This is a genomic window from Colwellia sp. 5_MG-2023 (assembly GCF_030547795.1).
In the GTDB taxonomy this organism is placed as follows: Bacteria; Pseudomonadota; Gammaproteobacteria; order Enterobacterales; family Alteromonadaceae; genus Colwellia.
On sequence record NZ_JAUOPW010000017.1, the window covers coordinates 23,202 to 44,337 of the forward strand.

General features: G+C 34.5%; 21 protein-coding genes and 1 tRNA gene. 4 read left to right on the forward strand and 18 right to left on the reverse strand.

The features are described from left to right. Positions 1-12: 12 nt before the first annotated feature. From Q4496_RS11920 to yejK, 11 genes are all read right to left on the reverse strand, one after another. A complete protein-coding gene (locus tag Q4496_RS11920; protein WP_303610503.1) occupies positions 13-1,053 on the reverse strand; it encodes a FecR domain-containing protein in 1,041 nt (346 codons plus the stop codon). Next, complete coding sequence (locus Q4496_RS11925; protein WP_303610504.1) at positions 1,050-1,733, reverse strand: RNA polymerase sigma factor; 684 nt, start codon at positions 1,731-1,733, stop codon at positions 1,050-1,052. Before Q4496_RS11925 ends, Q4496_RS11920 begins: the two co-directional genes overlap by 4 nt. A gap of 801 nt (positions 1,734-2,534) precedes the next feature. Continuing rightward, positions 2,535-3,101 (reverse strand): excalibur calcium-binding domain-containing protein, encoded by a 567-nt coding sequence (locus tag Q4496_RS11930; protein ID WP_215974055.1) that lies wholly within the window; start codon positions 3,099-3,101, stop codon positions 2,535-2,537. Between the two features lie 126 nt (positions 3,102-3,227). After that, a complete protein-coding gene (locus Q4496_RS11935) occupies positions 3,228-4,019 on the reverse strand; it encodes a hypothetical protein (RefSeq protein ID WP_215974056.1) in 792 nt (263 codons plus the stop codon). Beyond that, a complete protein-coding gene (locus Q4496_RS11940; RefSeq protein WP_215974057.1) occupies positions 4,019-5,560 on the reverse strand; it encodes a hypothetical protein in 1,542 nt (513 codons plus the stop codon). The genes Q4496_RS11935 and Q4496_RS11940 overlap by 1 nt, the downstream gene beginning before the upstream one ends. After that, positions 5,561-8,680 (reverse strand): hypothetical protein, encoded by a 3,120-nt coding sequence (locus Q4496_RS11945; protein WP_303610505.1) that lies wholly within the window; start codon positions 8,678-8,680, stop codon positions 5,561-5,563. Positions 8,681-8,807: 127 nt separating this feature from the next. Next, complete coding sequence (locus tag Q4496_RS11950) at positions 8,808-9,665, reverse strand: hypothetical protein (RefSeq protein ID WP_303610506.1); 858 nt, start codon at positions 9,663-9,665, stop codon at positions 8,808-8,810. Beyond that, entirely contained in the window at positions 9,665-10,582 is a 918-nt protein-coding gene (locus Q4496_RS11955) for a M23 family metallopeptidase (protein WP_303610507.1), read from the reverse strand. The genes Q4496_RS11950 and Q4496_RS11955 overlap by 1 nt, the downstream gene beginning before the upstream one ends. Further along, entirely contained in the window at positions 10,575-11,465 is an 891-nt protein-coding gene (locus Q4496_RS11960) for a 6-carboxytetrahydropterin synthase (protein WP_215974060.1), read from the reverse strand. The genes Q4496_RS11955 and Q4496_RS11960 overlap by 8 nt, the downstream gene beginning before the upstream one ends. Positions 11,466-11,551: 86 nt before the next feature. Next, positions 11,552-12,610 (reverse strand): dihydroorotase, encoded by a 1,059-nt coding sequence (pyrC, locus tag Q4496_RS11965; RefSeq protein WP_303610508.1) that lies wholly within the window; start codon positions 12,608-12,610, stop codon positions 11,552-11,554. A gap of 128 nt (positions 12,611-12,738) precedes the next feature. After that, the gene (yejK, locus tag Q4496_RS11970) at positions 12,739-13,854 is read right to left on the reverse strand and encodes a nucleoid-associated protein YejK (RefSeq protein ID WP_215974062.1); all 1,116 of its coding nucleotides are present in this window, start codon (positions 13,852-13,854) and stop codon (positions 12,739-12,741) included. A gap of 94 nt (positions 13,855-13,948) precedes the next feature. On the opposite strand from yejK, the gene Q4496_RS11975 reads away from it, so the two are divergent. The 3 genes from Q4496_RS11975 to Q4496_RS11985 all read left to right on the forward strand — a co-directional run bounded on the left by Q4496_RS11975 (position 13,949) and on the right by Q4496_RS11985 (position 16,492). Next, positions 13,949-14,167 (forward strand): DUF1414 domain-containing protein, encoded by a 219-nt coding sequence (locus Q4496_RS11975; protein WP_159820311.1) that lies wholly within the window; start codon positions 13,949-13,951, stop codon positions 14,165-14,167. 63 nt (positions 14,168-14,230) lie between these two features. Continuing rightward, positions 14,231-15,967 (forward strand): DUF3413 domain-containing protein, encoded by a 1,737-nt coding sequence (locus Q4496_RS11980; RefSeq protein ID WP_215974063.1) that lies wholly within the window; start codon positions 14,231-14,233, stop codon positions 15,965-15,967. Positions 15,968-16,415: 448 nt separating this feature from the next. After that, a tRNA-Pro gene (locus Q4496_RS11985) sits at positions 16,416-16,492 on the forward strand. Between the two features lie 151 nt (positions 16,493-16,643). On the opposite strand, the gene Q4496_RS11990 is transcribed toward Q4496_RS11985, so the two are convergent. The 6 genes from Q4496_RS11990 to Q4496_RS12015 form a co-directional block, all read right to left on the reverse strand. Beyond that, positions 16,644-17,045, reverse strand: a complete 402-nt coding sequence (locus Q4496_RS11990; protein WP_215974064.1) for a VOC family protein — start codon at positions 17,043-17,045, stop codon at positions 16,644-16,646. 297 nt (positions 17,046-17,342) lie between these two features. Then, positions 17,343-17,624, reverse strand: coding sequence for a cell division topological specificity factor MinE (gene minE, locus Q4496_RS11995; RefSeq protein WP_215974065.1), 282 nt, complete (start codon positions 17,622-17,624; stop codon positions 17,343-17,345). 1 nt (position 17,625) lies between these two features. Next, positions 17,626-18,435 (reverse strand): septum site-determining protein MinD, encoded by an 810-nt coding sequence (gene minD / locus Q4496_RS12000; protein WP_215974066.1) that lies wholly within the window; start codon positions 18,433-18,435, stop codon positions 17,626-17,628. Between the two features lie 26 nt (positions 18,436-18,461). After that, on the reverse strand, positions 18,462-19,181 hold the full coding sequence (gene minC, locus Q4496_RS12005; protein ID WP_303610509.1) for a septum site-determining protein MinC: 720 nt from the start codon (positions 19,179-19,181) through the stop codon (positions 18,462-18,464). A 160-nt stretch (positions 19,182-19,341) separates the two neighbouring features. After that, complete coding sequence (locus tag Q4496_RS12010) at positions 19,342-19,623, reverse strand: cell division protein ZapA (protein WP_303601564.1); 282 nt, start codon at positions 19,621-19,623, stop codon at positions 19,342-19,344. Further along, on the reverse strand, positions 19,623-19,853 hold the full coding sequence (locus Q4496_RS12015) for a DUF904 domain-containing protein (protein ID WP_215974069.1): 231 nt from the start codon (positions 19,851-19,853) through the stop codon (positions 19,623-19,625). The genes Q4496_RS12010 and Q4496_RS12015 overlap by 1 nt, the downstream gene beginning before the upstream one ends. Positions 19,854-20,263: 410 nt before the next feature. Between Q4496_RS12015 and Q4496_RS12020 the strand changes: the two genes are divergently transcribed. Then, positions 20,264-20,410 carry a hypothetical protein gene (locus tag Q4496_RS12020; protein ID WP_303610510.1) on the forward strand — a complete coding sequence of 49 codons (147 nt, stop codon included), beginning with the start codon at positions 20,264-20,266 and terminating at the stop codon, positions 20,408-20,410. 98 nt (positions 20,411-20,508) lie between these two features. Here Q4496_RS12020 and Q4496_RS12025 read toward each other — a convergent pair whose 3' ends face one another. Continuing rightward, positions 20,509-21,111, reverse strand: coding sequence for a pentapeptide repeat-containing protein (locus tag Q4496_RS12025; protein WP_252727618.1), 603 nt, complete (start codon positions 21,109-21,111; stop codon positions 20,509-20,511). Between the last annotated feature and the right edge of the window lie 25 nt (positions 21,112-21,136).

Here is a 21,136-nt window from a genome sequence, read left to right on the forward strand (position 1 = left end):
AGCCCTTACTTACTATGGCTTAGCATTAATTTTTGTTATTACAGTACGATTTACTTCTTCTGTTAACTTAATAGGATAAGCAGCAACTAATCCTGATAGAACAGAGTCAATTTGATCAAAAGTAAATGATGCGGTGATAGGTAGATGATTGATGCTTTCATCTGAAACAATAATAGGTTTTGTAACGTAACGATTAATATCTACAATGACATTTTTAAGCGGTATATTGTCGTAAATTAATCGTGAATTTAGCCAAGAAAATTCTGTTTCCGGGTTAAAATGAGTAACACCATTAACAAATGCGCCATGAATATCAGCACGTAATTGTTGGTTTGGATGCAATTGAACCACTTTTTCATCTTTACTACCATACTCAGGTAAATCAGCTACATCGACAAGCCCACGTTGTACTGAAATTTTTAACTCATTGTCAGTACTATATTCAACTTCAAATGCTGTACCACGAACCCGAACTTCAGTATGCTGAGCTGATACTGAAAAAACACGTTCTGAATCATGAGTTACGTCGAAATAAGCACTACCTTTACGCAGTGATATACGCCTTTCATGTTGATTTATATCCACCAAAATACTGGAATTTCCTGCTAACGTAACCGCGGTACCATCACTTAATGTAACCGTTTTGTTTTCACCTATAGGTGAAGTAAACACTATTTCAGATGCCGTAACTTTCATGGTTTTAGGTGCTTGAAAAGTATTGTTAACAACTAAAAATAAAGCACTCGCGGCAATACCACTTAGCCATAACGCTGATTTAGTGAGTATAGATTTTGATTTTTTTGTCGGTAACGAAGCAGGTTTTCGTATCGCATATTGTGCTAGCCATTCTACCGATGAATCTGTCGCTCCTATGGTTTGCCAAACTTTGTATGACTGGCTAAATGCTTGTCTATTCACATCATTTTTATTTACCCATATTACAAATTCATCACGTTTTTTTTGTGTAGTTTCACCAGAATATAAATAGATAAGCCATTCTCTTGCTTGATCTTTTACCGTGTTAGCTTGATTTTCGTTGTGTTGATCTGTCATGATTTGTACTCGTCGGGTAGGGCGCTTGCAAGTGAATTACTACTAGTATTTTTAACTAACTTATCGTTATTGTTGCTAGATGTTTCTTCGTCAATCGCTTCTAAAACAGACATTGCTGTATTTAATTGACGGCAAATATCAGCAAGACTCCAGCCTGTATCTGCAGCAATTTGTGCGTATGTTTGACCTTTGATTCTGGCGCGCATTAATATATCGCGTTGTTTATCAGTGAGTTGTTCAGTAGCTTTTTGAATAACGTGAATACGTTGTTCACTCTGTAAAATACGTTCAGGGCAAAATGTGTCAACTTGGTCTTCATCAATTTGCAGTTGTTCGGTAATAAATTCTCGCGCTTTGCATAAATGACCAATCGATTTAAGCGTAATGTTGATAGCTATTTTTATGATATATGCTTTGGGATCATGTATTTGCTGGGGATTATTCATTTGTGCAAAACGGCTAAATGCTTCTTGGGCAACATCTTCTGGCTCTGGAGGGCCTGAGCCATAGCACTTATGTAACAATCGACAAACATCTAACCAGTGATCACGAAATAAAGTATCAATGGTCTGTGTTTTAGCAGACTTTGTTTTTAGTTTATGAATGGTTGCAGATTTAGCAGAAGGCTCTTTAACATCGGAATTGAAAAATAATGGGACATTGGACAGCGCTTTATTCATTTTAGTTAACCTAATAGCAATGAAAATCGGCGGAATGTTATCGGTGTTTTATGACAAGCTTATGACATTTAAGGTTTATAGAGTTGGTTTAACAAAAAGTTAATATTTTTATCAACAAGTTTTAATATTTGTCATTATGGATAATTATTGTTGAGAAATAACTTCATATTAAAGTTAGCTCATTATCTATGTAGCTAATTTGAGGATAAGAAATTTCGATATCTGGAAGTAATATTTATCAACTTGAATAATTGGCTTATCAGAAAGAAATGCTAATGACATTGAGTAAGCATTTTTGTCATCAGCAAATCATATTTAACTCGTCAAAGATAAATTTGGTGAAATGAAAAACTTCTAAGCTGTAATCAAAAGTATAGACGATCAATACGGTGACGCTATGTGAATTCTAACTGGTAGTAACAGCCAAATAGAATCAGATTTCACATAGCGTTAGGTTTAAGAATTAACAACCTGACAAAATTAGCTACAAAGCTACTAGTTAACTAAATATACGCTATGTCCAGTATTAAATAGTATCGGATTTAGCAAGGGTGTTTTTATAGAGAGGGGCCTTGAGCACTTATTGTTAATCCAAATTAAGCACTGGATCGGATCCACTCTTCACTGGGAAATCATTTTGTTGAATTGATTAGTCTATTTAGCACTTTAGCTTAATGACATTTTACTGTTTGCAAGTTAACAACTAGATTCTATATTTTCTTTTTAATAAAAAGATAATGCACTTTGATGCTGTTTCACTATTAAGGTAAATATAATATTAACCACTATGTATAATAGTATTTAAAATCGTGAATCGTTTTCACAAGGAATACCATCATTGTCGCCGTCCATTTTTGTATTAGGACAATATCTGGTAAAAAACTCAGCTTCAGCGCGTGAATTCATTTGGCTGCAATACTGCCTACCATCACATGAAAACTGTGTACCTGTATCAGATAGTTCACTCTTTAACTCATTGCTTAATACTGAGCTACTTGGTATTTGATTATTTGGTGTTTGTTGTCCTGAGATCTTTGATACTAATCGTTGATATGTAAAAAAACCAATTACGAGTAACATTAGCAGTAAAACAAGTTTGTTCTTTCGTCTTGGAGATTTTCTTCTAATACGAGGCTTCTTTGTTAACCTTGATTTTGCTGCTACACCTTCAATACGACAATTAACAGCGCTGGATTTACCATTTGCCTGTTTTTCAACTTCAAAATAGATGAAATCACCAACTTTAGGCTCTCGACTCATGGCTTTTAAGGTTGAAATATGAATAAAAACATCGTGTTTAAGCTCATCTGATTGAATAAATCCAAAACCTTTAACACCTTGCCAATTTTTTAGCTTTCCTTTGTACATCACAGTTCCATTGTAAGTTTATTTGTAAATGACTAACTAAGTTAATATCGCTTAGAAAAATCAACTTGGTTAGTCATATTTATCCATTGTAAAAAATAGCTGAAATAGAATTTCAACATGTTAGCTTTAGTGATCTTGCTCAAACTGGCTATATTGTTCAACTAAGTTAAATAAGAACGCTTTACCTGCAGAGCTAATAAACCAACTATTGCCCCCTGTTTTATAGGCAAAATTTCGAATAGTTATAAAGTCTATCGCTTTAGGCCAGTTGTCTATTTTAATCGCTTTGAGAATAGCTAATGACTCATCGTCTTTTGACAATGTTAATAAATCGTTCTCATTAAAACCAAATTGAGCTTGGCATAATTGCTCAAGTTCACGTCCTGTTTGACTATAGTAACGGCCTAATTGCAGTAAAATAGCTTGTACTTTTAAGGCATTATCATCTGCTTCATCGCTACTATCAGCACGTAATTCACGAACATAATAAAAATCCCCTGCGCTATGTAAACAAAGTTCATAACCTAAATGTTGATATAAGGATTCAAAATGCTGGGATGAATTAAATAAACAGGTAAATAACGGGTTATCGATATTTTTAGCATTTATATCGTCATACACTAGCTTAGTAATGACTTTTCCTTGGTTGAATTGACGAAAAATTGCTGCGCTATGTTGCGCATTAACTTGCTCAAAGCTATTAATGATTTGTTGATTTGTTGGTGATAAATTGTTTTGAGCTGATTCTTGGTCATCATTTTCATCACCACTTACACTACTACCTACATCATTAGGTACTTGCGTGTTGTCATTGGTGTTTTGACTACTATTTTCACCAGCATCTAACTTAGGCTTATAGCCACTATTAGTAGTATTCACGTCGTCGGCTTCTGTTGTTATGTCTTTGTCATTACTCATTATTTCGTGATCTCTTTTTCATTGCACTTAGGCTGATTAGCAATTACTTTTTTACGGCGGTAAATATAAATTTCATCGTTATGTCGTAAGTAGGCTTTTTGGTTTACCGTTCTTAACGTGAAGTTAGCTTGTTGCTCTTGCATTAATTGGCATGCACCAATAAGGTCTACCAGTCGATAATCGTCAAAACTATCACTTAGACGACAATGTAGCATTGCTGTTAAGTCATTGCTTTCTCTTAATTTAATAGTATTTAAATGTTCAAACATCGCAAGAGATCGCTTAAGAACAAGTGACTCGCTATCATCAATAACCGCAGTTAAATTGAAGTTTTCATTGTCTGAATTAAAATGTCCATCAAGGTTCAAGGCTTCAAGGCGCAGTGATAACTCAGTGAATAAGTTATTAAAATAACTGGTTGACTGCCCTACTCTAAAATCTTTTAATTTGCTTGCTCGTTTTAGGCTATTAATAAAATCAAATTCTTTAACAAGGTTATTATCTATTTTGGTTTTATTTAAACTTCGCTCAAGTGTTTTGTCATAAGCAGACAGTAATTTTTGATGAAAATGCTCCATAGCATTACTTTGCAGTAACGCTGAACGCGTTTTCCTTAAAAACTGATCTACTTGGTGAGCTACTTCGGTTATAGGGAGAAAAATGTTACTAAAACTCATGCTATAACGTAATACTTGTGAACTTAAGGCATGTTTATTATTGCCTGAAAAGGCGTTTTTAAAGCTCTCTAACGTGGCAAATAAATTAGTACCTTTGGCCAAGCGAGTACTGTGATTCAAAAAGTTTTGTGTTGGTTTTATATGACGCTCAAATAAATGTGTAATTTGCGCCAACATTTTTTCTTTATGCTCGTTACCTAAATATTGATTATTCGTTGTAGATGAATCGTTACTGACTACTTCTGTAAATACTTGACTCGACATTGCTTCAAGATCTTTTCCAAGTCCTTGCATTCGGTCAATATTTTGTTTGAGCAAACTTAACAATTCACTTAACTGTTGAACTAAGTCGTCTACAAATTCTAAGTAATCTGGATCGTCATCAATAAACGATAGCTCGGCATTATTAACTCGCTCTTGTAAGCGCCAAAGTGACGCGAGTCGAGATTTCAGTTTAGAATCAGTCAACTCTTGATACAGTGAGCTTTCACAAAGACGGAATATACTAATAATCCCTTCTTGAAAACTTAAGCGGCATGTTCCTTGATAAATATCTTTATCCATCAATATGTGACTTTGCAATAAGTTGTCGGTATCAAATGCAAGCGTAATACGCTGACTTTCAATATGACTTACTTGTTGAGAGTACTGTAAAATTTCTAGTGCTAAGTGAGACTCAGTAATAAAACGGACTTTGTTGTTATCCATAGTACGAATAACATTAAACATGATTGTTGGGTGATCTAATAATATGCGTAACGTTTCAATCGTATTAAATTTTTTATCTGAGTGCTTTTGCCCACTTGATACCAAGGTGGTTTGAGTTGAGCTATTCTCGTTGCTGATTGCTTTACTGATAGCCACTTAAGCTTCCTCATTCCCTTGTTTTACTTCACTGGTAATCGTTTGGCTCTCAGTAATATCATTTTCAAGTACTTTACTTTTATTTACTTGTTTGTCAGCTATTTGGTCATCATCATTTTTCAAATCAAATATATCCGTTTGCCCTGCTTCGATACCAGCAAGTAAACCAAGTTGCGACTCTGTTGATTGATCATTATCATGTCGCAAGCTTTCATCAAGCGATGTAAATAACTCTGCGCCGCCCCAATAAACTAATGTACGCTCTTTGGAATAAGGCTTTTGTGTGCGCATGGCCCCTATTTCATGATAACGACCAATTTTATAAATAAGTTGTGAGCTAGCACTATGCGTTGATGCAGCGAATAAAGTAAAGCCACTCGATTTAATATCATCAAGTAACCAATCAAATTGTTTAACATCAACGGTCGCTACTTCATCTAGCACTAATGGCAGTAATAAATCATAACCACTGGCACGTAGACGTTTAAGTAATATTTGTACTAACTTTAGGTTGATTAATGCTGTGGTTGAATTGGATTGTTGTTTACTTTGCCACTGTGTTTGATTTCTTTTACGGGTTTTATAAGATAAGTTTTCAATAATCTTATCCATAGTTAAGCGCTGACTAACGGCCTTTACATTTGAACCACTACTTTTACTTGCGAATATTCCTGAATTGGCAAAGGCACGTAATCTTGCATAAAAATTATCTGAAATTAATTGTTCGGCATATAAGTCAACATGTTGTAATTCTTGTACTAGATTTTCGAACCGTTTATCGATATGAATTTCAACGCTGATACCGTCTAGATCATTAATACTGATTTGTGAAAAATCTCGATTAAGTCCAGTTTCAAAATCTTTAATATAATCGAAGTTTTGTTGTAATAAATTCATGTAACTTTGTACAGATTCATTATGCACATAAATCTGCTCATTCAGCATGGTTTGACGTGCTTCTAAATTAGTATAAACATCACTTAATGCTTCAAACGTTTTTCTAACAACAGAGAAACTTGGTGCTTCGTTCATAATCCCCTGTTTATCAACAATAATTTCTTCTAACACAAAGTTACATAAACCTTTTTGTAACTGTAAATTCAGCTCAGTTAACGACGCTAATTGCGCTTCAATATCTGCTAACTCTGCTGTTGTTAACGTAAATTGGCGTGGTGAGGTAATGGATTTTTCTAAAGCCTGAGCACAACGGGGATAACGCGTTTTTATGCTATCGGCTTGTTTTTGTAATTGCACTAAACTATTTACTTGATTAGCAATAGTTTGCCAATTAAGTTTTGCTTGCTCTGCTGTTTGTTGTAACTGACTTAGCGTAGTTGATGCTTTACCTTGTTCATCGGCTAGCTCTGTTGTTTTCCTTCGTACTTGCTCAAGCTCTTGCGTTACTTCTTCTAGGCTTAAATTATTATGTTCAAGATGCTTAAGCGTAAGTAACTCTTCTTCTGCAAGATTTATATCACGGGTTAGACGTTTGATCTCACCAGCATTGGCGATACTATTATTTTGAGATTGTCGTAATGCTTGTAACGATTGTCTATCTGCTTTTAAGTCAGCTTCTACATCTGTTAGTCTAAGTTTACTATCATCGTTAAGTTGTTGGGATTGTTGATTAAAGACTTCATCAAATAAAATGACTGCATCACTTTTATTTTCAAACAACTCTGCAAACTGATTGAAAGCTGCTAACTGTAGTTCAGTTAAATTTTTACCTGGGTTTGCTAGTGCTAAACGTTTATTTATTGCAGCGTATACTTGCCAAGTACGTTTAGGCAATTGATTACTTAAGGAAAATTCTTGGGTATTAATCCGCGTAATTAAACGTTGTTGCTCACTTTCATTCTGGTTAATACTTGCTTCAAGTTTAGCAATACGATTAATACTTGCTGTTCTATCTTGGTGTGCAGCTAAGTCTTCTTTCATTGTGGCAATATCGTCATTAAACCATTCAATAACGGTATGAAGTGGTTTATCTGGATAGCCAGCGAGAAGCAATTGTGCTTTATCTAATGCTTTGGTTAAACGTGTGTATTTAGTATTGAGTTTATTTTCTTCAATTTGCTCTGCTTTTAAACTAACTTTTATACTTTGCACTAATGCCTGTTGGTCTTTCAACTCGCTGCTAGACTCACTGACAACATTAGCAGCTAGTTGTAAATGCTTTTTCAGTTCACTAAGTTGGGTATTAAGCGAGATATAAAAGTTAGCAAAATCTTTGTCTGCCATTTGAAAACGAGAATACTGCTGAAAGTTTTCTTGTAGGCCTTGGTATTTGTTTTCTAAGTTAGAGATTTTGGTTAGCTCTAACTCTTGTTGTTTTAGTTCGTCGTGCTTTGATAGAAACTGATCAATGTTAAAATCTAAAATATCACTAGTGAATTTTTTATCCGCTTCGATGATATTTGCAACGGCTTTCGCTACACCACCGCTACCTGAATTCATTTCAAATAATAAGAGCACTAAAGTACGTAACGATTCAATTCGCGCATCATCACACTCAGCAAGTGGAAACACACTGTAACGCATATTCTGGGGCACTAGTTGCTCGTTCGCGTAAAGTAATTCTTTTAACTTAATGGTGTCTTTGATTGATACAGTATCTTTATGTAAACTTTTCAGTTGTTTAAAAACTTCGCTGCTACTTAAACTGTTAGCACGATAACCAATACCGTCTTCATCTCCATCAAGCTGCCAAAATAAATGACGAATTTGATCGAATGCTAGCGGTGTGAAAATTCGACTGTAACTTAAATAGCCAGTACTTGGATGTAGAATTTGGCAATGATTATACTCAGTGCCTGCATGTTGATGACTTACTTCTAAAATTAAGAAACTGTATTTACTTGGGAAATAATGATGATAACTTTCTTCATTGTCATAAAAACCATCATTTTTAGGGGTACTGAATGCAAATTTGTTTTTTGAATTCTTAAAATTGTTTTCAGGTAATAAAAATAATCGTAGTGAGTTTAATATACTCGATTTACCAATATTACCATCAGCGAGTAAAATAGCATGTTCATCTACCGGTAGTTCTACATAGCAAAAACCCGCTGAGTCAACGAGTACCATACGCTTAATTTCAAATTTGTATTGTGACGACATGTCTTACCTTTTTCTTTTTGTCTGACAAATTCAGTTTTGTCTGAACTCGACCTTTAATGGGTCATTAATTAGGTTATTACCAAGTTTTACTGACGTTTTAAACTAATGTGTATTAGTTATATACTATTTATCTAATTCGGTCTGACAAATAGACTTCTTGTTCCATAAACGCTCTAGTGTGCTGGAACGCATGAGCTAAATCAACCAAATCAAGTTGTTCTGCTAACTTAATTGCTTGTTGCCAACTCTCTGGTTTTTCTGGGATTTTATTAAAGTGGGTTTTTAGAAATTTCTCGTTGTTAACTTGATTGTTACTTGGCTGCATAAATAACAGTTCCGTGTTAATTGTATGTGCTTTAAATAGTTTGCGTAAAGTCGAAAACATGGTTAAACCACCAAGATCATAATCAAAACAGCATAATATTGTTTGATATTGGCAGAAAAAATCCGCATGTAATGCATTAGTTATACTATTACCGTGCCCAAAAGCAATATCAAGGGCCTGTAGATCATAATTAACATTTGAAGATGTTTCATCTAACAGAGCAGCTAAAAACTCATTGTATCGAAAAAAATTCTCTTGATTTTCAATTATTACTAAGGTTTTTTGGGGCTTAAAGCTCAATGCTAATTCTAAATGACTACACACAACAACATGAGGACATTTAGGTTTTTCTTGCCAGTATTGATGATTAAATGCTTCAGGAAACACCAACACGAAGCTCATTGAACTTTTATGTTGGTGTGAATTTCCTTTAACTGCGGCTTCAGCTCTATTCGTACTAGGTGTCGCTGCTGATAATAACTGTTCAAAACAGGCTTTATCAACAACTGTTACCAGAAACTTTCCATTGCCTTTTACTTTGCTGACACTAAAAATATGTCGCCAATTTTGCTGATGCAATTTAGGTAACAAGGTTAAAAAACGTGTAAAGTTTATTATTTTTCCTTCCTGGATTGCCAACAAGTATTGGTGAAGATTCATTAATGTTGTACTGTTTTCAACGGTTGTAATTCCAGCACTAAGGCAGGATCAATTCTCACATCAAACCAATTAATACGCCAATCTAAGTGAGGTCCTGTCGCTCGACCACTTTGGCCTACGGCAGCAACTACTTGTCCTTGTGTTACTTTATCGCCTTTTTTAACATACGAATCACTTAAATGTAAAAAAGTAGAGCTAACGCCCTGACCATGATCAATAATCATAGTTCCCCCCGAATAAAACATATCAGGAACCCACAGTAATACAGTGCCAGAAGCCGGTGCTTTTACTGGATCACCCGTATTACCGGCATAGTCTAGACCAAAATGAGGATTTTTAGGTACGCCATTATAAACACGTTGGCTACCATAAACACCGGTAATGGTACCTTCAATAGGAGGAATAAAGCCTTGAGCAAAATAATCAAGCGAGCTGGCAATTTTTCTAGCCGCTTTTACTTGTGTACTATCTTTTCTAGCACGTATAGCGGCTTTAGGGTTTGGCTGCATAATGCTTTTTTTAATGCCTTCAATCCGTTGAATGTTATATTCACGTTGCTCAGGTATTAATATTTTCTCTACCCGATCACCATTAATTGAAGTGATGACTAGTTTATGGCTTTGTTTATCATCACGAGAAAAGCCAAACGTGTAATCACCCTTAGCTGATACCATTAATGTTTTACCATTTAGCTTAACAGTGTCACTTGGTAATGTTTTACCAACAATTAAACCGCCCTGCTTAATAACACCTGATAAAGCGATATTTTTTGTATTCACTTTTTCAATTGTTTCAGCTTTATCACTCAAAACATTAGTCGCTGCTTGAGTTGGAGCACTTGTTACATAGCCACCAGCAAAAGTTAATGCCATTAGCGTTAAACGAAAGGTATTATTAATCATAAACAAACTAACCATGAACAATGGCTCCTTTAGCAACCCCTTCATACGCAATAACTTTAATGGTGTTATTAGCGAGTTCAGGGTGTTCTGCTTTTACTTGTCGTAAAATAAAATCAGCCAGTAATTCTACTGTTGAATCACAATCAACAACATCAAGAATTTTAGTATCAACAGCAATATCAAATCGCCCTTGTGGCGCATGATAACTAAAATATTGATGATCAGGGGTTAAGTCCTTCATTGCTTGAGCTGATAATTGAATGTCATCTACAGAAATTCTATCGGCTTCACTGGCAATGTAAATATCTTGCCAGCGTTTACACCAAGCAGCTTCTAAATTTGCATCTCTTTTATCATCAACTAATATTTGAATTTTAGAACGATGACCATGGGCAATACGTTGGCAATTACCATCATGGAGCTTTAAACCGTGAGTGTAATGATAATAATCGGTTGGGATATTTTCAGGACGTAATACTAACGTTAACCCTTCAACATTATTGGGTAACTGCGCTAATATTATTGCTTTTAAATGCTCAATTACTGCTGGTACTGTTATGGTTAAGCAATCAATTGCGGCAAAAGCACACGCAGGTGATTGTAAATAATAACTAGCAATATCACTTACAAAGTCAACTGTTTGATGACCGTCATTATAGGGTGACTCTGCTAAGGTTACCGCTTGCTCTTGCATTGGCAACAATAATTTATGGTCAACTGCATCGTCAATAATGGCTTTAATTTGCTTTTTAACGACGGCAAAATCAAGCACCATGCTCATTTCATTTAATGAGCCATCGAGTAACACGTCAACAATCCAGCTTTCACCCACAATACCGCGCTGTTTACACAGGTACGAAAAATCAATAACGGTTAAATCATCTACAAATAATTGCATTTTTTTCCTTAATTTACTTTTGGCTCTCAATTGTTAATTAGATTGCTTAGCTATTACGTTAGTTATTTAGCTAACCAACACAAAACTTAGTCTTTTACTTGCCACAAAATATCGTCATCGGCACGCACAGGTACAACAACGTCGTCACCAAAACTCATGGTAGCCGGTACTTTCCACGATTTTTTAACTAAGGTTATTTTGTCAGTGTTAATAGGTAATTGGTAAAACTCTGGTCCATTTAAACTAGCAAATGCTTCTAATTTATCAAGGGCATTTTCTTGTTCAAATACTTCAGCATATAACTCGATGGCAGCATGAGCTGAATAAACACCAGCACAACCACAAGCCGACTCTTTAGCATGCTGTGCATGTGGTGCTGAATCTGTACCTAAGAAAAACTTAGCACTACCACTTGTTGCTGCTTCAATAAGTGCTTGTTGATGTATATTACGCTTTAAAATTGGTAAGCAGAAATAATGTGGTCGAATGCCGCCTACTAACATGTCATTACGGTTATAGAGTAAATGATGAACCGTAATCGTTGCCGCAACATTGTTACTCGCTGATTTAACAAAATCGACAGCATTTTTTGTGGTGATATGTTCTAGCACTACTTTTAAATTTGGGTAGTTAGCAACGAGTGGTGACAATATAGTGTCAATAAATACTTGTTCACGGTCAAAAATATCAATATTGCAATCGGTAACTTCACCATGAATTAATAATGGCATACCAACACTTTGCATTGCGGCAAAAACATCTGCCATTTTAGCTATGTCAGTTACCCCAGAAGAAGAGTTAGTTGTTGCTCCTGCAGGATAAAGCTTAGCAGCAAATACAAGACCAGATTCTTTTGCTTCAATAATATCTTGTGCGCTTGTTTGATCGGTTAAATATAACACCATTAATGGTTTAAAATTGTCATTAGCTGCAACAGCCATAATGCGATCATGATAACTTTTGGCTAGTTTAGCATCCGTTACCGGCGGCACTAAATTTGGCATTACAATGGCACGAGCAAAATAGCGACTAATATCTGCGACGGTATTTTTTAGTACCAAACCATCGCGTAAATGTACATGCCAGTCGTCAGGACGGGTGATAGTAAGGGTATTTTCTGTTTTTGCTTGTGCTTTATTTGTCATGGTAACTCTCTTTTCTTTAACGTAACTCACTTAATAGTAAATTACTGATAAATTATTAATTTTCAACGCGCTAACAAAAAAATCCATAGTTACGCGTAACTTATTTGATGGTGATTGGTATTAGTAAATTAATTATTTTCAATTATTTCTTCATCATTATTTGCTAACAATGCTTGCAGTTGTTCCTTTAAATTAGGAGGCACTTTAAAAATAGTAATTGAATCATTATGAGGGTTATAAACGACATCTTGACCAAAGTGACTACGTTCAAAACTTAAACTAATGCCATTACCATAACCCGAATATTTCGTTATTTTATTAACAACGGTTTGGTCATGAGGAAAAGACTCTTCAATAGGATAAGATTGTTGCTGACAAAATTGATAAAAGTTTTGTTCATTACCATCACTATCAGTTGCTGTATGGCCAATGACTTTGCCAACTTCTTGCATAGACACATCTTGAGAACTTGCTTTTTGCTCTTTACAGTAATTAAGTAACTCTTTACGTGTTTGCTGTTTTTCATTTGAATCAAGTTGGTTAACAGCGACATAGTCTTCTACTGCTTGTACTAATGTTTGGGTTTGCTCTTTTGAATTTAAGCCTTCTTCGCAACCTAAAAAATCGAGAAAGAAATCAGAAACCTTACGTCCGGCACGTCCTTTAATAAAGGAAATATATCGGTTACCGCTAGCATTTTGCTGATAATCAAATAAATCGATACGCGCTGCTAACTGTAATTTAGTAGTATCAAGGTGTTGATCCGCTGAAATATTTAATTCACCATCAACACTATAATGCTCAGATACAGGAATCACGGCAACCAATAAGTAACGTCCACCCATATATTCATAATGACAAACAACTAAATAACCGGTTTCGTCTAGATCATATTTTTCTATTTCATTTTTTAAGGTATTTGCCGCTTGTGTACTAAAAGTATAAAAGTTTTGGCGCTCGCCTAAGTAACTTTCCATTAAATCAACAAAACGAGCAGTGACGGTATCGCTACTATCTATATCACTTTCGGTACTGCTTGCAGAACTACCAGGTGCAGGCATAGAAGAGAAACTACCATAAGCTTTACTGCCTTTAGCATTATAAATACTATGCAAACCGTCAACAAAAGCGGTTATTTTAGGCCCAATTTCTATACTCTCAGGCCCTAAGCGTAGTAAAACTTCGCTTGATTCTTCTTTTTTCGAAATAAAATGTAGTGCTATGTTAGAAATTATTAAACTCATAAGTAAGGGTCTATGTTAGGGATATATTAGTATATTGTGCAGGCATTTGATAAACTGCAAAAATATTATTAATCATCAGCAATTAAGTGTCATTATGCCCATTGTATCGAAATACTCAAACGAACGTGTAGAAAAAATTATCCAAGAACTTATGGATGTTCTTGTAAATGAATCAGCAACAACCGATTTAGCCTTAATGTGTTTAGGAAATACAATAACTAATGTTATTAGTAAAATTCCTGCCGACAAACAAAGTGCTATTGTAGACAATTTTACTCGCGCATTGAATCAATCTATCCAAAAAACTCACTAGTTTTATTGATAACTAGTGAATAATTCATTTTATAATTTCATCAGATAAGAAGAATAAAGTTCAATGGTCACTTTTGATACCAAAACCTATAGTAGAAAGCTGTTACATTTAATAAGTTGGAGCCATTGGTTCACATTTTTTAATATTTTTGCAGCAATAGCCCTCTCCTCTTATTACCTTTTCAGTGAAACTGCACCGACTACATTTTTAGGTCAAATGTATCTTGTTACTACTTGGGTTAGTCATATTGCTTTTCTAACCTTTATTAGCTTTGTGTTAATTTTGTTTCCATTGATCATTATTTGGCCTAATACCAAAGTGATTAGATCCAGTGCTTCAATAATATTTACCCTTGGACTGCTGTTGCTATTACTTGATGGTTTTATTTATAGTCGTTTGGGTTATCATTTAAATGCATCTTCCAGTGCTCAAATTTTTAGTTTGATTCAAGAAATAGCACAGAAAAATGTTATTTTTTATACTGTTAGTGGTTTTTTAGCTATTTTAATTTTAGCTTTTGAATTCACTATTAGTAATTATGCATGGAAGCACTTGAAAAAATTACAAAAAACGATTTTTGCTCGTTTTGTTATTTTTGGCTTAGTCGCATCATTCTTCTTTAGTCATTTAACTCATATTTGGGCTGATGCTAACTTAGATTACGATATATTACGCCAAGATACTGTATTACCTCTATCTTACCCTGCAACCGCTCAAACTTTACTTACCAAGTACGGTTTATTTGATGTTGACGATTATATAGAACGTAAAACAAGCCCATTATCGTTTAGCAGTGCTATTCCACCTTACCCAAGTTTAACGTCAGGGCAATGTGAAATAACTAACGCAGATCAGTCGGTATTTATAGTACTTACTGATGCACAGTTAAATACCGAGCAACTACAACGTTTTAGCAATAGAACAAGTGGTAATAGTTACCAATTTAATAACCATGTAGACTCGGCGCTAAATGATGAAGCCTGGTTTAAATTGTTTTATTCTTTACCAAATATTTATCAAGACGATATTTTAAAGCAATCCACTAAGCCATTGCTATTTCAAGCCATTGAAAAGCAAAATTTAGCCAGTAGTTTTACGTTAATAGATAAATCTGACGTAAACTCAATAACTGATCAACATAACGCACCTTGGTTTGTTTCTTTGTTTGACGAAAAGAGTCACCTTAACGATATATCGAGCCTAATTTTCGCTGATAAACTTAATAGCAAAAAGTTAGGATTACATATAATTTACTTTAAAAGTGCAATCAGTAACGATGTTGAAAGCAGTATCAGTAAGTATCAATTTGAGCTTTTTGTTGATGCTTTATTATTAGCACAGCAACAAAAACAGCAAAAAGATATTATTTGGATTAGTTCAATTGGAAATCAAATAGAAGATACCCAATTAATTACTAAGCCTGCATTACTGATAACACCTTACAAAAAAGCCCAAAGGCAAGTAAATAAGGATATTGTTACTAAGTTAACAAGCCATATGGATTTACAATCTACACTCATGAAAAATTGGCTTGGCTGTGATACTGAAGATAAAAAATATAGTAATGGTTCAGATCTTATTACATTAAATAAAGACCGTGTTATTGCAAATACTTCTGCGGCTGGTTTGATGGTATTTAACAAAGATAAATCTGTTTTTATTGATAGAAATGGTAATTTTCATAGTTATTCTAGTAAATTAAATGCCCCGATCACCGTAAATAAAGATTTTCCTTTAATGATTGATGGTGTTCACTTTATTAAACGCTTTAGTAAGCAATTAGAACAAGAGAATGAATAATACCAAGTCCATTAAGTTAGTTCCCACTCAGAGCTTGCCAGTGATTTGAGAACAAATATAATTTTTTACCTATAGTTATTCTATATGAAAGAAATTTTGTGCGGTTATCATATCACTGGAAAGCTCCCAAAGGGCGAGTCTAAAAGGTCTATATACCGCGTTATTGATTTTGACAAGGGAATAACCATTCTCTTCAATCAATGCCTTGCCTCTAAACCTTTTAACTCTTGCTGAGTGAGAAGAAACTTATTGGAATTGGTATAATTGTTCATTCGTTAGACGGTTAGTTATTATTGATTAACCGTTCTAATAAATGTCGTTGCATTCGTTTGAGAAACGATTATTATAGTCAGCGTAAATCAAGTGTACTTATGTTGATCTCCCCTAGATTAACATTTCTTTAGAAACATAAGTATTAGCTAATTAATTAGAACATTGCTTTACAAATCGGGGTATAGCGCAGCTTGGTAGCGCGTGCGTCTGGGGGACGTGAGGTCGCAAGTTCGAATCTTGCTACTCCGACCAAATTATAGAAAGCCCGTTTAATACGGGCTTTCGCATTTCTAAACAAGAATAAAAGCAGCCCCTTGTTATCTACTATTTCAGATGAATGTTTTTAAAAGCAAAGGTATGCTTGCTTATTCCAATAAAAATTATCCTTCGGGATTAACATACCCTATATGATCGAGTTATTATCTTGCTCATATAATTCTAATGGAAGACCATCAGGATCATGAAAGAATGTAAATTTCCTATTTGTGAATTCATCTATTCGAATGGTTTCTACAGCAATATGGTGTGATAAAAGATAATCGCGTACTGACTCAACTGATTCAACAGTAAAGGCTAAATGCCTTAAACCTAGTGCTTCAGGATAACTAGGTCGTTCTGGAGCGTTTAAAAATGAAAATAATTCTATTTTGCCTCCCTGTGGAAGTTGAAGGTCGAGTTTAAATGAGTCACGGTCTTTTCTATAGTTTTCAGCTAAAACTTCTAACCCAAGAATTCTTGTATAAAAATGCTTAGACTTTTCGTAATTTGAGCAAATAATTGCAGCATGGTGAATTGATTTAAGCAAACTATCTCCTTAGCTCGTCATGTATTGTATATTCTTATTCATTTATATCGATGCTGTTTATCAAGTTATACTGATATAGCGCTTGAGATCCTGAATCCAGTTCAGGAAGACGAAAACTGCTATAGGGTGGGAGTTGTATATCTCGTCATTCCGTAAGTGTATTAATACGGAATCTTTTTATACTTGAAACATGATGCTTGAGTTCCGGAATCCAGTTCAAGAGGACGAAAACTAATAACATTTTTATGTCTGTTTAATTGATGATTTGTTCGTAATCAATTAAACAGACACACAAAATTAATTGTCTTTGTTTAGCTCATCATGTAATTCAATATTGAGCTCTAACACATTCAAATCGCCATCTTTTTTATCAAGGTTTATCGAGAATGTTTCGTCAGATACTTGAATATATTTACGTAAAACTTGAAGGATATCTTCGGTAAGCTGTGGTAAATAATCTGGTTGTTTATTACGACTATTGCGCTCATGCGCAACAATAATTTGTAGACGTTCTTTCGCTTTAGAAGCAGTAGTTACCTGTTTTTCTTTTTTACGTAAAAAGTAATCTAATAGTGCCATGTTATCCTCCAAACATACGACTAAATATGCCTTTCTTCTCGGCAACTAAAAATCTAAATTCTACAGTTTCACCTAACAAGCGATCAATTACGTCTTGGTAAGCTTGACCTGCATCACTTTCAGTATCAAGAATTACCGGCTCACCGGCATTTGAGGCTTTAAGTACGGCTTGTGACTCTGGAATAACACCTAATAATGGGATTGAAAGGATATCTTTAACATCTTCAACACTCAGCATTTCACCTTCTTCTACACGTTTAGGTGAATAACGAGTTAATAACAAATGTTCTTTGATTGGCTCTAAGTTAAGCTCCGCTCTACGTGAACGACTGGCAAGCATACCTAAAATACGATCTGAATCACGTACTGAAGATACTTCAGGGTTTGTTGTAACTATAGCTTCATCTGCATAATAAAGTGCCATCATTGCACCGGCTTCAATCCCCGCAGGTGAATCACAAACAATAAAGTCGAAGGTTTTACCAAGTTCTTCTAGTACTTTACCAACACTTTCTTTATTTAATGCATCTTTATCACGTGTTTGTGAAGCCGGTAAAATTGACAAACTACTTACACGTTTATCTTTAATTAGTGCTTGATTTAACGTAGCTTCACCGTTAATTACATTAACAAAATCGTATACTACTCGACGTTCGCAGCCCATAATTAAATCAAGATTACGTAAGCCTATATCAAAATCTATCAAGACAACTTTATGGCCTTTTAACGCTAAGCCAAGACCAATGGCAGCACTTGATGTTGTTTTACCAACACCGCCTTTACCTGATGTAACCACTATTATCCGTGCCATAGACCGAATATCCTTTTAAATTAAAATTAAATAAGTTTTGATGACGTTAATTCAGTGTCAGTCAAATGTATAAATGCTGGCGATCCCCAATGTTCTTCCATTGACTCACTTAGCCAATAGTTACCATTGATTGAGACCAACTCAGCTTCAAGATTTTGGCAATATATTTGTGCTTTATGATGACCTTTTGCACCGGCTATTGCTCTACCGCGTAACGAACCATATACATGAATGTTGCCATCTGCTATCACTTCTGCACCGGCAGATACCGAACCAATAATCACTAAGTTTTGATCTTTAGCATAAATTTGCTGGCCCGATCGGATTTGTCCTCGGTGAACTTTATCAGAATATAAATGCTCAACAACTTTTGGTGCTTCTATTGCCGTTTCTTTTACTTCACTCTTTGGTGCGATTGTTGATTTTGGTGGTACATTGGCCTTTGCTGTATTAACAAAAGAAAAGCCCAGTTCTCGAATATGAAAACGTTGTTCTTTTGTTACTGCGCCAGTAAAACCAACAAAAGTAAAGTTGAATTCTTCAATTAATGCTTTTACCGCTTGGTAATCAATTGAACACGAAAGTTGTTCAATATTGACCACAACAGGTACGAGATAAAAAAAGTCAGGGGCTTGTGCGACTTTTTTTGTTAAATCAGCCCGAATATCAGCTAATTCAGATGATTTTAAATGTAAAACTGATAGGGTAAAACTTGACCCTTTAAATTCAATACTGGCATCAGCCATAATAAAGGTGATCCTAAATAACGCAACTCAATGTATATATATGCAATTTACCTTATAAATGCTGCTAAGTATAATGCAACGTGACAAAAAGTCGCCAAAATTGCCATTATTTAATTAAAAACAATAGCAATTCTGAAAAGTGAACGTAATGGATTTAGTATTACAACGCGCTTTTTAGTTTTGCAATCAAGGCTTCTTGGCCATGTTGATAACGACTAATTTCATTATTTGCCATAAGTAGCGAATAACTTAAATTAATTGATGCCACCAATAAAGTGCGCTCTCTACTAGCTGCGGACTTTTGTTGCTTAATGTCATTACACATAGCAGTGAGGTTGTTCACAGCCTGTTTTAAATCCTCTGCTTGTTCAGCTGAGCAAGAAAACTGATGTTGCTTGCCCATAATTTCAATGCTGAGTCCATTAGAGTCTTCGGCTAACATTAGCTTAGCTCTTCTACACTTTGTAATTTATCTAGTAGGTTTGCTAAAACTGTACTTGTTTGTTTTTGCTTTTCTTCACCTTCAAGAGCTTCTAATTGCAACATTTCATTTTCTTCAACCAGCACTGATTTTTGCTTTTCTAATTCAGCCACTTGGCTTTTTAGGTGGTTATTTTTTTCAATGATTTGTTCAATCAGTTGTTCGAGTTGTGGGAGAGTATTTTCTAACATAAGGCGCTCTGGTTAACTGTATAATAAATAAAAGCGCAAACTTAATCTAAAGTGAGAAAAAATGCTACTCTTTAGCGTAATTATTAGCTGAATTTTTGTAACAATTTTCAATTAAATGCTTGTATATGTTATTACGAACAAAAAACAAACGTTTAGCGTTGAATTTAAACAGTTAATAAGAATGGCTATCCAAAAAATTTAGGTCCATAGGGCAAGAGTAAATTAGGTTATATTTAAGGATTTTTTAAAGGTTCAGCACATGTTGTTTAAGGATTTAACTTAAGTGAGTAAATAGATTTTCAATATTGACATAAGTTAAAAAAATTTATGCACAGTGAATAAACAACACTTGCTTGATCAAACATTTTCCTTCATATTATCCGCGTAAACAAACAAGGATGTTTATTCTTATGGAAGATGATGAGCTCGACAGTCGTGATAACCTCTCGGCAAATATAATACTTGGTATTGCAACCCCTGAAGAAGTAAAGATATTTAATCAATTAGTTGATGAATGGAATAGAGAGTTTGGGCGAAACTCTTCTGAGTTAAGTTAGCCGACGAATAAAGCCGCACGTAAGATAATTCTCTTGTTCAACGTTAATAGTAACAAATCAGTAACTATTAAAGAATAATTGCTATTTATTAGTTTTATTTAATCGATTAAGTTGATATCTAAACCACTTAATAGTCTGACCGCTTCGTAACGACAAAAAGTCGCGTTTTTAATAATGTTGTTTTTGATATTAATATCGTAATTTTCTGCTTCACTAAAATTCACACCAGTAAGATTAGTATTGTTAAATAAACTATCTTTTAAATCTGTACGATTAAAACTGCCGCCCTTTACATTAGCTTCTCTAAAATCTACATCATGTGCTCGACATTCTTCAATGATGATTTTTTCTAATGCTAATCCATAAAAAGAAGATGAGTTAATCAGACATTTTTTAAAAATTAGCGGTGCTGATAGCATAAGATCACGCCAATGGGCCATAGTCCAGTTAACGCCAATAACTTTACAATTATCAAACGCAATATCGACAAATGTACTATTATTTACAGTAACGTTGTTTAGGTTACAGTCTAAAAATGTGCAATGAGTAAATTCACAATTCATAAAAATAGCCGCATTAAAATCACAAGACTTAAAATGACAGTTATAAAACTCTTTGTTTGAAATTTTATGTTCGGCGTATTTAATATCAATGAAATCTTGATCATGAATACTATTAATATCGTTTGTTAAATTTTTCAATGATTTTTATCCTGATACAGTTGAT

Coding starts and splice junctions, on each gene's coding strand:
- Q4496_RS11920 (WP_303610503.1), bottom strand. CDS start 1,053: ATGACAGATCAACACAACGAAAATCAAGCTAACACGGTAAAAGATCAA.
- Q4496_RS11925 (WP_303610504.1), bottom strand. CDS start 1,733: ATGAATAAAGCGCTGTCCAATGTCCCATTATTTTTCAATTCCGATGTT.
- Q4496_RS11930 (WP_215974055.1), bottom strand. CDS start 3,101: ATGTACAAAGGAAAGCTAAAAAATTGGCAAGGTGTTAAAGGTTTTGGA.
- Q4496_RS11935 (WP_215974056.1), bottom strand. CDS start 4,019: ATGAGTAATGACAAAGACATAACAACAGAAGCCGACGACGTGAATACT.
- Q4496_RS11945 (WP_303610505.1), bottom strand. CDS start 8,680: ATGTCGTCACAATACAAATTTGAAATTAAGCGTATGGTACTCGTTGAC.
- Q4496_RS11950 (WP_303610506.1), bottom strand. CDS start 9,665: ATGAATCTTCACCAATACTTGTTGGCAATCCAGGAAGGAAAAATAATA.
- Q4496_RS11955 (WP_303610507.1), bottom strand. CDS start 10,582: ATGGTTAGTTTGTTTATGATTAATAATACCTTTCGTTTAACGCTAATG.
- Q4496_RS11960 (WP_215974060.1), bottom strand. CDS start 11,465: ATGCAATTATTTGTAGATGATTTAACCGTTATTGATTTTTCGTACCTG.
- pyrC (WP_303610508.1), bottom strand. CDS start 12,610: ATGACAAATAAAGCACAAGCAAAAACAGAAAATACCCTTACTATCACC.
- yejK (WP_215974062.1), bottom strand. CDS start 13,854: ATGAGTTTAATAATTTCTAACATAGCACTACATTTTATTTCGAAAAAA.
- Q4496_RS11975 (WP_159820311.1), top strand. CDS start 13,949: ATGCCCATTGTATCGAAATACTCAAACGAACGTGTAGAAAAAATTATC.
- Q4496_RS11980 (WP_215974063.1), top strand. CDS start 14,231: ATGGTCACTTTTGATACCAAAACCTATAGTAGAAAGCTGTTACATTTA.
- minE (WP_215974065.1), bottom strand. CDS start 17,624: ATGGCACTATTAGATTACTTTTTACGTAAAAAAGAAAAACAGGTAACT.
- minD (WP_215974066.1), bottom strand. CDS start 18,435: ATGGCACGGATAATAGTGGTTACATCAGGTAAAGGCGGTGTTGGTAAA.
- minC (WP_303610509.1), bottom strand. CDS start 19,181: ATGGCTGATGCCAGTATTGAATTTAAAGGGTCAAGTTTTACCCTATCA.
- Q4496_RS12010 (WP_303601564.1), bottom strand. CDS start 19,623: ATGTTAGCCGAAGACTCTAATGGACTCAGCATTGAAATTATGGGCAAG.
- Q4496_RS12015 (WP_215974069.1), bottom strand. CDS start 19,853: ATGTTAGAAAATACTCTCCCACAACTCGAACAACTGATTGAACAAATC.
- Q4496_RS12020 (WP_303610510.1), top strand. CDS start 20,264: ATGGAAGATGATGAGCTCGACAGTCGTGATAACCTCTCGGCAAATATA.